Origin of the sequence: Secundilactobacillus malefermentans (genome assembly GCF_008033155.1) — a bacterium.
Taxonomy (GTDB): Bacteria; Bacillota; Bacilli; order Lactobacillales; family Lactobacillaceae; genus Secundilactobacillus; species Secundilactobacillus malefermentans.
In genome coordinates, this window is the sequence record NZ_CP042371.1 from 1148360 (window position 1) to 1162623 (window position 14264).

Here is a 14264-nt window from a genome sequence, read left to right on the forward strand (position 1 = left end):
TCTTATTTTAGATTAGGACTTTTGTCCCAGCCTCTTTCTTTTTGTGTGTATACAGATAATTGCAGTAAGCAGTTATGCTGTTTTTTTGGCACGTAAATATCTTACAAAAACCATGATGGATGCTAATGAAGAGATGGCGATGGCAACATAAAACACTCCCCAAAAGGCAGATAGAAATGTTTCGCCTAGTGCAGGCGTAATCTGATCAACATTTGGTAGTAGTGCGAATAGAATTGAGGAACCAAAGCTGATTCCAATGGTCATTCCAATGGTTCGGGAAAATGAGTTTAGTGATCCTGCAATTCCCGTTAGTGATTTATCAACGAGTCCCATTGTAAGTGCATTGTTAGGTGACAGGAAAAACGCCATTCCAATACCGTTAATGACAATTGGAATGATGATCCGGGTTAAATTCATCCCAGCTGGATAGAGCAAATAGCCAATTTGGGAAACAGTTAAGATCACTAAGCCAATGATGGTCATCAGTTGTCGATTCACGCGATCAGCCAAATAGCCGGCAAAGGGCGATAAAACCAGCATGACCAGTGATTGCAGCATAATTAATAGGCCGCTTTGAAAAGGCGTCATTAGGCCATAACTTTGGAAATAAAAGGGAAGCAGAATGTTCGAAACAGAATTGACCAACATAACGAGTAAAAGCGCCATAATCGAAACGAGGTACGGGCGGTTATGCAAAATTTTTGGCGAAATCCAAGGTAAATTAGCAACGTCATCTTGATAAAATGAGTAGATTGTTAGGGCCCCACCCACAACAAGAGTGATGAGTCCAATCAGCCAATTTGAACGAGACTGAAAAATAGCACCACTTAAGAAAAAGATGATGATTCCAGCTGTGAAAAGTCCTTGGCCCATCCAATTAGCCCCTTGCGTAGCGCTCTTTAGTTGTTTAATCGAGACTTTTGGGATAGGTAATGCATGATGACCGAATATTAAAACTGCAATCATCAAGGGGACATTAATCAAGTAAATCCACCGCCATGAGGCCACCGACATGATAAATCCACCAGCAGCTGGACCTGAGATAGAACCAGCAGAGATGAACATTGAAATGTACGACAAAGCTTGCGCCCGCTTTTTATCAGGAAAGTAATCGCTGACAATACCCATAGAATTTGCCATAATCATTGATGAACCAAACGCCTGAATAATCCGGCCAATAATGATTAAACTAAATGTTGGCGCGATCCCGGTTATTGCAGAGCCAATAGTGAAGGCGATCCCGCCTGAAAAGAAAATAAAATTTTTAGAAAGTAAATCTCCCATGTGGCCAAAAGCAACGAAAAAAATAGTCGTCGTGATGAGCCCCGATTGGAGGACCCACGTTGCTAAGCCACTAGAAATTTCCAGTGAAAGGGCAATTTTAGGAATTGCTAAACTGGTACTTGATCCAGATAGCGCACTTAAAAATGAAAATAGACCTAGGACAAGAATGACCTTTATGGGCTTTTGTTCGTTCACGATTTGTCCCCCCAAACCAATAGTTTAAGCCTGATTATTCAATGGAAGTGTTATGTAAAAATAACATGCGGCGAAGCGCTAATACCGATTTCAATAGTACAAGGTAAGTATATAAATATTTAACTAAATTTCAAACAGAAAGCCTTAACCAATTGTGCTTTTCCAAACAAACACCCTGAAAAATTGACGGAGTTGTGCTACCTTATATTTAGAATTCTAACTATAAAAAACGAGGGTGAAGATTACCACACATTTGGGCATTAACCATCAACTACATAACCTAGCAAATCGATCAACACGTAAATTCAACAAAACCTTTTTAAGCGAAGACATCACCGGCAAACAGGGTGGCATCCTGCACTACTTATTGTTGCGCACGGATAAGGGACCCATTTTTCAGCGAGATATCGAAAGCTACTTTGGTATTCGGCCGCCATCGGTCACGAGTATTTTGCAAAAAATGGAGAAGAAGGGCTACCTAGTCCGCAAGAGTATGCCTGACGATGCGCGATTTAAGCAAATTATGCTAACGCCAAAAGCCCTGTCGTACCGGGAAAGTGTTGTCAACGGGACTTATGATTACGAGAAAAAGCTCATAAAAGGAATCTCGGAGGCAGATCTTGAAGTTTGGCAAAGGGTGACCGCGCAAATTGTTAAAAACATTGATAGTGACGAGACTCAAGGGGGCACGACTAAATGATAAGACAACTATTACAATCTGTCCGAGAATATAAGCGTGACGCACTTATATCACCATTACTAGTTGCCATTGAAACGTTCATTGAGACCATGATTCCATTTTTAATGGCTGGCATGATTGATAAGGGAATTGTTCCTGGAAACATGGGTTACATTGAAAGACTCGGCGTTGTGATGCTGATTGGCGCATTTATCTCATTAGCTGCCGGTGCTGGTGCCAGTTGGTTTTCCAGTGCGGCAAGTGCAGGATTTGCGAAAAACTTACGACAAGACTTGTACTATCACATTCAAAACTTTGCGTTTGAAGATATCGACCATTTTTCACCTTCAAGCATTGTCACCCGGTTGACAACCGACGTAATGAATATTCAACAGGCCTTTCAAATGTCAGTCCGGATGGCAGTTCGCTCGCCATTAATGCTGATTTTCTCAATTGCGATGGCATTTTCAGTGGATGCAGAAATGGCGACCGTCTTTATCGTGACGGTACCCGTCATGGCAATCGCGTTATCAATTATCATTGCAATTGGCCGGCCAATGTTCAAGAAAGTTTACCAACGCTATGATGGTTTGAACCAAGTCGTGCGCGAAAACCTACGAGGCATTCGAGTTGTCAAAACATATAATCGTTCAGATACTGAGAACGACAAAGAAAAAGTAGCTTCATCTAGAATTTTTGAAATCTTCAGTAAAGCTGAACGAATCTTGCAGTTAAATAGTCCAATTATGCAGTTTGTTATGTACGGAACGCTACTATTCTTAGCCTGGTTTGGTGCTAGACGGATTGTAGGCGGCACGATGCAAGCGGGCCAATTGGTCAGTTTGTTAGCGTACGCCATGTCGGTTTTGATGAGTTTAAACATGTTATCAAACGTCTTTAACCAATTGACGATTTCAATGGCTTCGGCCAAACGAATTGTTGAAGTGTTGACCTACGAAAGTACGTTGAAGAGCCCAACCAAGCCAATCATGGCTGTGCCAAATGGCGATATTGAGTTTAACCAGGTTAAATTTGCTTACGAAGATGACCATAAAGAACGTCTTAGTGACATCAACCTGCACATTAAATCCGGCGAAACTGTTGGAATTATTGGTGAAACCGGTAGTGGGAAGAGCACGCTGGTACAGCTGATTCCGCGACTTTACGATGTTAACGGTGGCGTAGTGAGCGTTGGTGGCAATGATGTGCGGCAGTATGACATCCGCACACTTCGCGACAACGTTTCGATGGTTTTACAGCAAAATGTGCTTTTTTCAGGTACGATTGCGGAAAATTTACGTTGGGGCAATGCGGACGCTACGGATGCGGAACTGGTGCATGCTGCCAAATTAGCTCAGGCGGATACTTTCGTTCAAAGCCTTCCAGATGTCTATGACACCTATATTGAACAAGGTGGTAGCAACGTTTCTGGTGGTCAAAAGCAGCGACTGACAATTGCGCGGGCATTATTGAAGAACCCTAAGATCCTGATTCTGGATGATTCAACGAGTGCCGTGGATACGCATACCGACAGGCTAATTCAAGAGGCCTTTAATGCGGAACTTCCGACGATGACCAAACTGCTCATTGCGCAACGGATTTGATCCGTTCAAAACGCCGATCGAATCATCGTTATGAAGGACGGTCAAATAGATGCTGTCGGGACACGTGATGAACTATTGAAATCAGATAAACTGTATCAAGAAATTTACAATTCTCAAATCAAAGGAGGCGACGAACATGCAAAGAGCTAGAGTAGCCGGTAGGGGAAAAATCGAAGGCTCTGCTTGGAAAATTTTGTGGCGGTTGTTGCGCTATATTTTTCAGGAAAGTCACTTTGCGTTGTTTGTCGCGTTCTTCTCGATTATCATTTCATCCGCGGCGGCGGTTATTGGGACCATGTTCATCCAACAACTAATTGATGATTACATTACGCCGTTGACTAAGGCCGCCAATCCTAATTTTGCCCCCTTACTCAACATGATTATTTTGATGGGTGCGGTTTATTTGCTAGGGGTTCTCGGCACACTTTTGTACACCCAAGTCATGATTATGACCGGACAACGATTACAGAAGCGGGTGCGTGACGATATGTTCACCCACATGCAAAAGTTACCACTACGTTACTTTGATTCCAACGATTATGGGGACATTATGAGTCGCTTCACCAATGACGCGGATACGCTGCGACAAATGATTGAACAAAGTCTACCGATGCTGGTGAATTCAGTTTTTAACGTGGCATTTACACTGACAGCCATGATCATCCTGAGTCCATTGCTAACGGTCATTAGTTTGGTTGTCTTTGCATTAAGTATCTTTGTCGTCCGTTCGCTTACGGCCAAAAGTAGTAAGTACTTCCGCCTCCAACAGAAGGCAACTGGAAACATAAACGGCTACATTGAGGAAATGCTCAACGGACAAAAGGTCGTCAAAGTATTCTCCCATGAAGAACAGGCTAAGGCTGGATTTGATAAGCGAAATGATGCGCTGCGTGAGGATGCCAGTCGGGCAAATGGATTATCAACGATGCTATTTCCAATTATGGGAAATGTCGGTAATATTTTATATGTACTGATTGCGGTGGTCGGCGGCTACATTGCCGTTAATCATCCAGCGTTGCTGACGTTAGGTGCGATTGCGGCATTTCTCCAGTTAAGTCGTTCATTTAGTCAACCAATTGCGGCGATTACGATGCAGTTAAACGTTATTATTATGGGACTTGCCGGTGCCCAGCGAATATTTCAACTATTTGACGAACCGGTGGAACAGGATTCTGGGATTGTTAGTTTGGTGTCCGTTGCGGTTGCCGAAGATGGCACGCTAACGGAAACTGCCAATCGGACGGATCATTGGGGCTGGAAACGGGTTGATGAGCACGGGAATGTGACACTGACGCGCGTTCGCGGACATATTCAATTTAAAGACGTGAACTTCAGCTATGATGGCAAAAATCAAATTCTCCACCATATTACAATTGAAGCCAATCCGGGCGAAAAAATGGCGCTTGTTGGCGAAACGGGAGCTGGGAAGACGACGATTACCAACATGCTGAACCGGTTCTACGACATTTCGAGTGGCCAAATTACGTATGATGGCATCGATATTAACCAGATTCAAAAGGCCAGTTTACGGCTATCAATGGGGATGGTGTTGCAGGATACGAACCTGTTCACGGCTTCCGTGCGGGATAACATTCGATACGGACGACTGAATGCCACCGATGCTGAGGTGGAAGAGGCTGCCAAATTAGCAAACGCGGATGGGTTTATTCGCAATTTGCCAAATGGCTACGATACGGTGATCGATGGTTCTGGATCCGATTTGTCGCAAGGGCAACGACAGCTATTGTCAATCGCTCGGGCAGCGGTAGCCGATCCACCGGTGATGATTATGGATGAGGCCACTTCAAGCATTGATACGCGGACTGAAAAAATGGTGCAGACGGGGATGGACAATTTGATGAAGAACCGGACCACTTTCGTCATTGCACACCGATTATCGACCATTCATAACTCCGACGATATTATGGTGCTGGAGGATGGCAAGATTATTGAAGAGGGCGACCATGATCAGCTCATTGCCAAACAGGGTAAGTATTATGAATTGTATACGGGAAAGGCTGAATTAGGATAAAGATTGAAATTAAGTAAAATTGAATTAATATAAAAAAGGGATTCGAAGTAAATTTCGAATCCCTTTGATATTTAGATTGAGAATACGTCTCTAATGCGTTGTTTAAGTTACTTCAATCCGAGAAATTATGCTCGCACTTTGGAAAGTCTAGCAATATTCCGCTCCTTCTTGTCCTTTACTAGATTCATTACCAATATTAAACCCAATTTCTTTGAGATCCTTCTGAAAATTATGGTTCTGAGCTTCCTCGGTATCCCAAATATTAGTTGGACTTTCAACAGGTGTATAAATAAGTTGTCCAGCGGAATTAATTTCAAGACTGTATAGTTGGCCCTCTTTAATTTCGGCGTCTTTATTAATGCTGATAGTCAATGAGTTACCCTGTTTTTTGATTTTATAATATTTTAATGAATCCTTCATTATAATCGCTCCCAAGTTATCACTTTCATTTTATCAAGTTGATAAAGGTAATCCAATTAATAAATACGTCATAAACTATGACTTTTCCTTATTTTGCTACTTTAGGCAAAGATTTCATGCTATTATTTAATTAGATAATAAGGCGGTGATGACTTGAAAAAGTACACAACAATGGCTGAATACTTAGCTGATTTAGACCCAATGCAACTGGAGGTCGCGCAGATTATGCGTGACCTACTTGCGGATGCGGCACCTGATGCAGTCGAGACGATTTCGTATAACATGCCAGCCATCAAATTAAATGGCAAGGTGCTCGTCTATTTTGCACCGACGAAGAATCATTTGGGATTTTACCCAACGGACGATCCCATTCTCAAATTTGAGGATGAGTTGGCCTCGTTTGAAACGACTAAGGGCACGATCAAGCTACCCTATAATCAGCCGTTACCAGTTAAATTAATAAGAGAAATCGTGACCTATCGAATTGATGAGGTAACAAAAACGCAAGCCTAATTGGCTTGCATTTTTTTGTAGGATTCAAGAAGCTAGTAAGTTAATCTTCCAGTTTAGTAACTGGTTTAATTTCGACAATTTCGCCAGAGTGACCGTAAATAATCCACTCGCCAATGTTTAGGGCGCAATCGCAAATTTGTTCCAGGGCGTTTGCCACCGAAACGTAGAGTAAAATCTGCTCACCCAATTCGCCGTGCTGCTTCATAGCCGCAATACAGGCTTCGTTAATTTTGACGTTCTGCTGGCTGGCCTCGGTTGCGAGGTGCATTCCGTTTTGTTCGGCAAAGCGCCAGTCCTTTTTGACGTAGGCGGACAACATGTCGCGCATCAATTTTTCGATGAACATGCTGAACTGCTCAATCAGCGTCAAGATGGGCTGCAAAGCGGGTTCCTGTTTTTGCTGAATGCTGGCGAGGGCGATGTCCCGCGCGTGATCGCCGGCGTGCTCCAAGTCGGAGACCGCCTTTAAAATGGTAACGACTTCGCGTAAATCATTGGTGATTGGTTGATGCAACGCAATGATTTCTAAAGCCTTTTGCTCAAGTTTCATTTCCTGTTCGTTGATTCGGTGATCATGGGCCACAATTTCCTCTGCGGAACGTGTATCGCCGCGGACCATGGATTTTCCGGCTGTGCCAATCGCTTCGGCGACCGTCACACCCATTTCGGTGAATTGGGCATCGAGTTGTGCCAATTCTTTGTCAATTAAACGTTTCATGGTGAGCCTCCTTAATCGTGATTAGCCAAAACGGCCGGTGATGAAGTCGCTGGTCTCTTTGTGTTCTGGATTCATGAAAATTTGTTTCGTGTCGGCAGCTTCAATCAGGTCACCTGAAAGGAAGAAAGCTGTCTTGTCCGCGATTCGAGCGGCCTGTTGTAAGTTATGCGTTACGGTAATAATCGTGTATTTTTCTTTGAGTTGCAATAAAGTTGCTTCAATTTGGCGACTAGAGTGAGGATCCAGTGCGCTGGTTGGTTCATCTAAAAGGATGATGTCGGGTGAAACGGCAAGGGCCCTCGCGATGCAGACTCGTTGCTGCTGACCACCGGATAGGGCAAGGGCACTTTGATCCAACTTGTTTTTCACTTCGTCCCAAATGGCTGCCTGCTTTAATGAGGTTTGAGCTGCTTCATCGAGTGTGGCTTTATCGCGAACGCCAGCAACCCGCAATCCGTAGACAACGTTGTCATAGATGGACATTGGAAATGGGTTCGGCTGTTGAAAGACCATGCCGATTTGTTTACGTAAGTCCACGATGTCGTAGTCGTCGGCATAAACGTCTGCACCTTGAAAATCAAAGTCTCCGGTGACGGTCACGCCGTCAATCAAATCGTTCATCCGATTTAAACAACGGAGGTAGGTCGATTTTCCACAACCCGAAGGACCGATGAGGGCGGTAATTTCATTTTGGTTGAAGTCTAAGTCAATTCCGTGGAGCGCTTCGAAATCACCGTACTTTAATTTAACGTTTTTGGTTTTTAAAATCGTATTTACCATTAGAGCCTCCAAATTAGCCAAAGTCGCCAGAGATATAATCGTTCGTCAATTTTACCTTTGGATCCGTAAAGGTTTCTTTCGTGTTGTTGAATTCAATCACTTTTCCCTGTGAAAAATGGGCGGTGTAATCGCTAATCCTGGCAGCTTGTGGCAGGTTATGAGTGACGATGACGATGGTGTAGTGCTGCTTGAGGTTGACTAACGTTTCTTCCAATTGTGCCGTTGAAATTGGATCTAAGGCACTTGCTGGCTCATCTAACAGGAGAATATCGGGTTGCAAGGCAATTGCTCGGGCAATACATAAACGCTGTGCCTGACCACCAGAGAGCGCGAGGGCACTCTGGTTGAGTTTGTCCTTAACTTCTTCCCAAAGTGCGGCTTGTTTCAATGACGTTTCGACGCGTTCGGCCAGTTCCTTTTTATCGGTTATCCCGTGCCGTTCTAGGGCAAAGGTGATGTTTTCGTAAATCGATTTTGGAAATGGATTGGGGCGCTGGAACACCATTCCGATTTGGCGACGCATTGCGTATACATCAATTTCCTTAGAGTTTAAATTCAGATCCCGATACCAGATTTCGCCCTTAACGTCAGCGACATTGTCGTTCATGCGGTTTAGGGAACGGAGAAAAGTTGATTTGCCGGAACCTGAGGCCCCAATAAGGGCGGTGATTTTAAAGCGGGGAATTTGAAGATCAGCTTCGGAAATGGCTTCAAAATCACCATAGTAAATGTGCAAATTTTTCGTGGTTAACGCCATTTCTTGCGTTTCATCGAATTGCTGAATGTATCTATCTTTAGTTTGCATATGGCACCCCCCTATGAGCCGGCGGTTAGGCGCTTGAACAGCAAGCGGCCTATCCAACGGGCAAGTAAGTTAAAGATGAGGACAACGATAATTAAAACAGCGGCGGCCCCAGCTGAGACAGCCGAAGAGTCGGGCATGATTCCTTCCGAATTAATCTTCCAAATGTGGACGGCGAGAGTTTCGGCGGGGCGCATTGGATTTAGCGGACTATCAATATCAAATGGATTCCAGTTAGCAAAATTCAAAGCGGGAGCACTTTGACCAGCCGTGTAAATCAGTGCGGCAGCTTCACCAAAGACACGTCCGGCACTAAGAATCAGGCCAGAGACGATGCTTGGTACTGCGGCCGGTAGAATGATTTTAGTGACGGTTTCCCATTTTGAAATGCCGAGAGCCAGACCACCATTTCGCTGATCGTTGCTGATGGACTTAAGGGCATCTTCAATACTTCGAGTCAGTAGGGGTAGGTTGAAAACGGTCAGTGCCAACGCCCCAGAAAGAATTGAAAAGCTTAATCCAAACTGAACAACGAAGAGTAAGAAACCGAAAAGACCAACGACCACTGAAGGCAGGGAACTCAGAATTTCAATCATCGTTCTGATGATGCTGGTAACCTTACCTGGTTTGGCGTACTCGTTTAGATAGATGCTGGCACCTAACGCAATCGGCATTGAGATAAGCATCGTCAGAATTAAGAGGTAGATTGAATTAAATAGTTGGATTCCGATTCCGCCGCCAGCCGTAAAGGCGCGCGAAGGTGTGGTTAGGAAGGACCAGCTTAGTTGTGGCAAGCCGCGGATGATAATGAATCCAAGGAGGAGAAGTAAAATCAAAACGACAATTCCAGCTATTGTATATAACAGGCCAGTCGCAAGTTTGTCATACCGTTTGGCGTTCATCGTTTCAGCTCCCCTCGTTTAGCGATTAGGTGAATAGCCAGGTTAAAGGCTAGTGACATTAGTAATAGAATGAGTGCGAGTGACCAGAGAGCGTCGTTTTGGACAGTGCCAAGAACTGTATTCCCGATTCCCGTTGTGAGGACACTGGTCAGTGTGGAAGCTGGCGCAACCAAGCTTGTTGGCATGAGTGCGGCGTTTCCGACCACCATTTGAACGGCAAGTGCTTCACCAAAGGCGCGGGCCATACCGAACACGATGGCGGTTAAAATACCGGGAGTCGCTGTTCGTAAGACTACTTTGTAAATTGTTTGCCAGCGAGTCGCACCAAGCGCGAGGGAAGCAGAACGGTAATCTTTGGGAACTGATTTTAAGGCGTCAACGGTCATGGAGGTGATGGTTGGCAAGACCATCACGAACAGGACGAAAGTTCCGGCAAGAATTCCGAAACCACTACCACCAAAGATACTGCGCATAAATGGCACAACCACCGTTAAACCAACGAATCCGTAAACGACGGAGGGAATTCCAACGAGGAGTTCCAGCACCGGCTGCAAGATTCGCGTTCCCATTTTGGGAGTAATGTCTGTCATCATGAGCGCAGTCCCAATCGCAAAGGGAAGCGCAAGAAGGGTTGCCAAAATGGTAATTAGAAATGATCCGGTAATCATTGGCAAAGCTCCGACAAGTGGATGGCCATTTTCAGTGACTTCGGGGTTCCATTTGGTACCGCCGAGGAATTTGAAGATTGACACGTGATCACTGGTAAAAGTGGCCAATCCGCGGTAGGCAATGAAGATGAAGATGGCCAGGACGATTAAACAAATACCGCCGAGACACATAAAACTAATGATTTTACCACGTCGTTCAAGCTTGCTGGCGTGGGATTTGGTCAAGATGCTTTCCCTAATTTTATCCATCTAATTCTCCTTTACTCTAACCGTTCAACTTGCATGTCTTTGATGGGGATGTAGCCAAGTTGGGGGACCAGTTCATCTTGTACGTGACTGGATAAGACGTACTTAATGAACCTTTTTGTGACTTTATCCGTGTTCTTCTGGGTGTATAAATGTTCGTATGACCAAATTTGCCATTTGTTAGTTGTCACATTTTTATTCGTGGGCTTGATACCATTTAATGTTGGAACGGAAATGGTGTCGTTAATGTACGAAAACGATACATAGCTGGTTGCCCCAGGCGTTGTGGCGACAATTTGACGAGTTGTTCCGGATGAATCTTGTTCCTGAGAGGCTATACTGCGTGCTTTGTTTAGACCACGCTTTTCAAACGTAACGCGCGTACCACTTCCCTGAGTTCGATTGACGATGACAATCTTCTGGTTACGACCACCAACTTGTTGCCAATTAGTTACCTTTCCGGTAAAAATGGCCTGAAGCTGCTTGGTTGTTAAGTTTTTGATACCCGCTTTTTTATTTAAAATGGGCGTAATGCCGATAACAGCAACCCGATTATCAGTTAGCTTTTTTTCATCTATTCCCGTTTGCTCGCTGGCAAAAAGGTCCGAGTTACCGATGGAGACAGCACCGGATTGAATCTGACTCAATCCAGTTCCAGAACCACCACCTTGCACGTTGACAAAGATGCCGGGATTTACTTTGCTGTATTCTTCGCCGGCTGCTTCAACCAGTGGCTGTAGGGCGGTTGAGCCAACGGCGGTGATGGATTCACCTTGCTTACTTTGGTCGCGAGTGACGTAGGCGAAGCCAAGCAAGATGATTAAGATGCCGATGAGAATGAGGGGCCAACGTTTTTTCATGGGCGAAATCTCCTTAAGTAGGGTCGAAGTTCAGTAGGTAAATCGTACCAAAGGAGTGTAAAAACTGTGTAGATGGAATGTAAAGGTTGTGTAAATATATAGGTGAGAAACCATCTGGGTTCTTCCGAGTACTAATCGAATTACGAAAGCGTGGACTTGTTCGCGCGGGTAATTCAGATTAGACACAGGGAGAAGGATGGTTGAACCCGAAAGTAAAAATGATTTCTCACGGTTGGTTCCGAGTACCATCGAATACTCACAAAACGCCTCCTTCTTCAGCTTCATGACGGAACGAGGCGGCATTCACGCAAGCCAAAGGGCGGTCTTGCGAGTAATGCTTAGTCTAATCGATAAATCGATAAGACTAATTTCGCCTCTGGTCATGAGCTGATTTTTGGAGGCTTAACTTAGAATCCTAATCAGTTACATCAGTAATTCACTGAAACTCACTGAAAAATAGGAAACAAAAAACAACTTCCGCTCACACAGAAGTTGTTCAATCTAATTATCATTTGGAAAATCAATTTTAATGGTGGTACCAACACCCAATTCACTTGTGACGTTGATTGAGCCAGACAGTTGAGCGGCTTGTTCCGCAACGATGGCTAAACCTAATCCAGTTCCAGGAATGGTCTTACCATTGTCGCCACGATAGAACCGTTCAAAAATTCGCTGCTGTTGGTTGGTTGGGATGCCGATTCCGTTGTCGCTAACACTCAGTTGCCAGCCAGCAAAAGTGGAGGTAGCAGCCACCGTCACGTGACCGCCGTCATCATTGTATTTAATTGCATTTGCTAATAAATTATAGAGAATTCCCCTCAAACGGCCTTCGTCGCTAGTGACAATCAAGTCTGCGGGAACATTGTTTTCGAGTTTGACACTCTTTAGTTGGGCAGATGCTTGATGATCGTCCAGTTGATCTGATACAAAATCAGCTAGGTGGATTTGTTGAAGCTTCAGGTCGCCTGGTTGGTCGTCTCGTAAGCGAGAAAGCGATAAAATATCATCAATTAATTTAACGAGTTTGTCTGATTCCTGTTTGATGATGGTTAAAAACTTTTCCCGGGTCTTTTCATCAGTGGGCTGTTCTAGTAAAGTTTCGCTGAATCCGGAAATGGCGGTGATTGGTGTCTTTAATTCATGACTTGCATTGGCGACAAAGTCCGATTGCATCTTGGACATTGCAACCAAATCACTGACGTCCGTTAACAGAACAGTAACTTGGAAGTGCTTAGGTCGAATTTCGCTGTATAGAACTTGGACACGAATATTCTTTCGGTTTTGGGGCGTGTCAAAAGTGATCAATCGCTGGCCACTCTTTTGCCGCTGCATAGCAGCATTGACCATCGTTAGGAGTTCTGGTTGTACAATATCCTGTTGGTAGGCATGTGGAATTGGGTCAAACTCATGTTGGAAAAGTTCCTGAATGACATCATTTGCCACTTGGACTTGTCCGTAACGGTCAATGACCATGACCCCAATTGGGAGATGCTTAACGAGAGTCTCCAGTTCATTTTCCTGTCGTAAAGTTCGATGCGACTGATGCTTTATGTGCGATTGTAGCTGATTGAGCTCGTGTGTGAGGCCGTGCAGCGGATCATCGTTTGGTAAAATCAAATGCGTATCATCATTTGCAACGTTGATTTGATGGACCTTTTTTTGTATGAGCGCCAATTTTTTTGAAAAACGCCAAACAAAAAAGGTAAAAATGAGGGTGGCACATACCGCCACCGCGAGCATTAGTCCCAGATGGAGACCAGCTGACAGCGGCAAGAAGAAACCAACTAATTCTAAAATGATTAGGTTGATTAGAAAGAATAGAAAAATTTGTTTTTTCATAAGGACTCCATTCCAAATTGGTAACCAAATCCGCGAACGGTCTTGATCCAATTTTGATTAGGGGCTGGCTGTTTTAATTTATCGCGCAAATGACTAATCTGAATATCAACCATTCGGCTATCGAGGTCCGTGTCAACGTCCCAAACGTGCTGGAGCAGCTGTTGACGACTGAGAACCTGCTGCTTGTTTTCAGCAAAGTAGACGAGCAATTCATACTCTTTGGGCGTTAAATCGATTAGTTGATTCTTAACGGTGACAACGTGTTGGGACAGGTTAATGGTCAGGTCGCCAAAAGTTAATTTGTTGAGAGGAGTCGATTGGGCTGACTTTTGATGACGGCGTAAAACGGCATTGATTCTGGCGATAACTTCCCTTGGACTAAATGGCTTACTAATGTAGTCATCAGCACCAAGTTCAAGCCCTAGAATCCGGTCGACTTCTTGTGACTTTGCGGTAATGATGATGACGGGGGTTTCGATGGTTTCCTGCTGCATTTTTTTCAAGACAGAAAGGCCATCCATTCCAGGCAACATGAGATCAAGCAAAATACAATCCAGTGAATCGGATTCAATTATCTTGAGTGCAGTTGCGCCGTTATTGGCAGTTACCGTTTCAAAGCCTTCTTGTTGCAGATTAAACGTGAGCAAAGTCGAAATAGCGTCTTCGTCATCTACAATTAATACTTTGGTCATAGTGCTCCCCCGATTCAGATGAATTACTTC

13 protein-coding genes and 1 pseudogene are annotated in these 14264 nt (G+C 44.3%); 4 read left to right on the top strand and 10 right to left on the bottom strand.

Going from position 1 to position 14264, the window contains the following annotated elements:
• Positions 1 to 72: 72 nt before the first annotated feature.
• Complete coding sequence (locus FGL90_RS05495) at positions 73 to 1479, bottom strand: MFS transporter (RefSeq protein ID WP_147657237.1); 1407 nt, start codon at positions 1477 to 1479, stop codon at positions 73 to 75.
• Positions 1480 to 1714: 235 nt separating this feature from the next.
• Here FGL90_RS05495 and FGL90_RS05500 point away from each other — a divergent pair, with 235 nt between their 5' ends.
• The 3 genes and pseudogenes from FGL90_RS05500 (at position 1715) to FGL90_RS05510 (ending at position 5794) form a co-directional block, all read left to right on the top strand.
• The gene (locus tag FGL90_RS05500; protein ID WP_081484031.1) at positions 1715 to 2179 is read left to right on the top strand and encodes a MarR family winged helix-turn-helix transcriptional regulator; all 465 of its coding nucleotides are present in this window, start codon (positions 1715 to 1717) and stop codon (positions 2177 to 2179) included.
• Positions 2176 to 3912, top strand: a pseudogene (locus FGL90_RS05505) (ABC transporter ATP-binding protein). The gene FGL90_RS05500 and the pseudogene FGL90_RS05505 overlap by 4 nt, the downstream one beginning before the upstream one ends.
• A complete protein-coding gene (locus FGL90_RS05510) occupies positions 3899 to 5794 on the top strand; it encodes an ABC transporter ATP-binding protein (RefSeq protein ID WP_147657239.1) in 1896 nt (631 codons plus the stop codon). Before FGL90_RS05505 ends, FGL90_RS05510 begins: the two are co-directional and overlap by 14 nt.
• Before the next feature lie 147 nt (positions 5795 to 5941).
• Here the strand turns inward: FGL90_RS05510 and FGL90_RS05515 are convergent, their stop codons facing one another.
• Complete coding sequence (locus tag FGL90_RS05515; RefSeq protein ID WP_147657241.1) at positions 5942 to 6214, bottom strand: AbrB/MazE/SpoVT family DNA-binding domain-containing protein; 273 nt, start codon at positions 6212 to 6214, stop codon at positions 5942 to 5944.
• Between the two features lie 153 nt (positions 6215 to 6367).
• On the opposite strand from FGL90_RS05515, the gene FGL90_RS05520 reads away from it, so the two are divergent.
• Positions 6368 to 6727 carry an iron chaperone gene (locus FGL90_RS05520; RefSeq protein ID WP_010620374.1) on the top strand — a complete coding sequence of 120 codons (360 nt, stop codon included), beginning with the start codon at positions 6368 to 6370 and terminating at the stop codon, positions 6725 to 6727.
• Between the two features lie 40 nt (positions 6728 to 6767).
• On the opposite strand, the gene phoU is transcribed toward FGL90_RS05520, so the two are convergent.
• From phoU to FGL90_RS05560, 8 genes are all read right to left on the bottom strand, one after another.
• Positions 6768 to 7445 carry a phosphate signaling complex protein PhoU gene (phoU, locus tag FGL90_RS05525; protein WP_010620373.1) on the bottom strand — a complete coding sequence of 226 codons (678 nt, stop codon included), beginning with the start codon at positions 7443 to 7445 and terminating at the stop codon, positions 6768 to 6770.
• 21 nt (positions 7446 to 7466) lie between these two features.
• A complete protein-coding gene (pstB, locus tag FGL90_RS05530; RefSeq protein ID WP_010620372.1) occupies positions 7467 to 8225 on the bottom strand; it encodes a phosphate ABC transporter ATP-binding protein PstB in 759 nt (252 codons plus the stop codon).
• A 13-nt stretch (positions 8226 to 8238) separates the two neighbouring features.
• Positions 8239 to 9030, bottom strand: coding sequence for a phosphate ABC transporter ATP-binding protein PstB (gene pstB, locus FGL90_RS05535; protein ID WP_010620371.1), 792 nt, complete (start codon positions 9028 to 9030; stop codon positions 8239 to 8241).
• A gap of 11 nt (positions 9031 to 9041) precedes the next feature.
• The gene (pstA, locus tag FGL90_RS05540) at positions 9042 to 9929 is read right to left on the bottom strand and encodes a phosphate ABC transporter permease PstA (protein WP_010620370.1); all 888 of its coding nucleotides are present in this window, start codon (positions 9927 to 9929) and stop codon (positions 9042 to 9044) included.
• Positions 9926 to 10846 carry a phosphate ABC transporter permease subunit PstC gene (pstC, locus tag FGL90_RS05545; RefSeq protein WP_010620369.1) on the bottom strand — a complete coding sequence of 307 codons (921 nt, stop codon included), beginning with the start codon at positions 10844 to 10846 and terminating at the stop codon, positions 9926 to 9928. The genes pstA and pstC overlap by 4 nt, the downstream gene beginning before the upstream one ends.
• A gap of 11 nt (positions 10847 to 10857) precedes the next feature.
• The gene (locus tag FGL90_RS05550) at positions 10858 to 11703 is read right to left on the bottom strand and encodes a phosphate ABC transporter substrate-binding protein PstS family protein (protein WP_147657243.1); all 846 of its coding nucleotides are present in this window, start codon (positions 11701 to 11703) and stop codon (positions 10858 to 10860) included.
• Between the two features lie 501 nt (positions 11704 to 12204).
• Complete coding sequence (locus FGL90_RS05555) at positions 12205 to 13542, bottom strand: sensor histidine kinase (protein ID WP_147657245.1); 1338 nt, start codon at positions 13540 to 13542, stop codon at positions 12205 to 12207.
• Positions 13539 to 14234: a response regulator transcription factor gene (locus FGL90_RS05560; protein ID WP_010620366.1), complete on the bottom strand. Its 696-nt coding sequence runs from the start codon at positions 14232 to 14234 to the stop codon at positions 13539 to 13541. The genes FGL90_RS05555 and FGL90_RS05560 overlap by 4 nt, the downstream gene beginning before the upstream one ends.
• Between the last annotated feature and the right edge of the window lie 30 nt (positions 14235 to 14264).

Excerpts from the sequence above, each read along its gene's own strand:
- FGL90_RS05510 (WP_147657239.1), top strand. The coding sequence starts at position 3,899 with ATGCAAAGAGCTAGAGTAGCCGGTAGGGGAAAAATCGAAGGCTCTGCT.
- FGL90_RS05515 (WP_147657241.1), bottom strand. The coding sequence starts at position 6,214 with ATGAAGGATTCATTAAAATATTATAAAATCAAAAAACAGGGTAACTCA.
- phoU (WP_010620373.1), bottom strand. The coding sequence starts at position 7,445 with ATGAAACGTTTAATTGACAAAGAATTGGCACAACTCGATGCCCAATTC.
- pstB (WP_010620372.1), bottom strand. The coding sequence starts at position 8,225 with ATGGTAAATACGATTTTAAAAACCAAAAACGTTAAATTAAAGTACGGT.
- pstB (WP_010620371.1), bottom strand. The coding sequence starts at position 9,030 with ATGCAAACTAAAGATAGATACATTCAGCAATTCGATGAAACGCAAGAA.
- pstA (WP_010620370.1), bottom strand. The coding sequence starts at position 9,929 with ATGAACGCCAAACGGTATGACAAACTTGCGACTGGCCTGTTATATACA.
- pstC (WP_010620369.1), bottom strand. The coding sequence starts at position 10,846 with ATGGATAAAATTAGGGAAAGCATCTTGACCAAATCCCACGCCAGCAAG.
- FGL90_RS05550 (WP_147657243.1), bottom strand. The coding sequence starts at position 11,703 with ATGAAAAAACGTTGGCCCCTCATTCTCATCGGCATCTTAATCATCTTG.
- FGL90_RS05555 (WP_147657245.1), bottom strand. The coding sequence starts at position 13,542 with ATGAAAAAACAAATTTTTCTATTCTTTCTAATCAACCTAATCATTTTA.
- FGL90_RS05560 (WP_010620366.1), bottom strand. The coding sequence starts at position 14,234 with ATGACCAAAGTATTAATTGTAGATGACGAAGACGCTATTTCGACTTTG.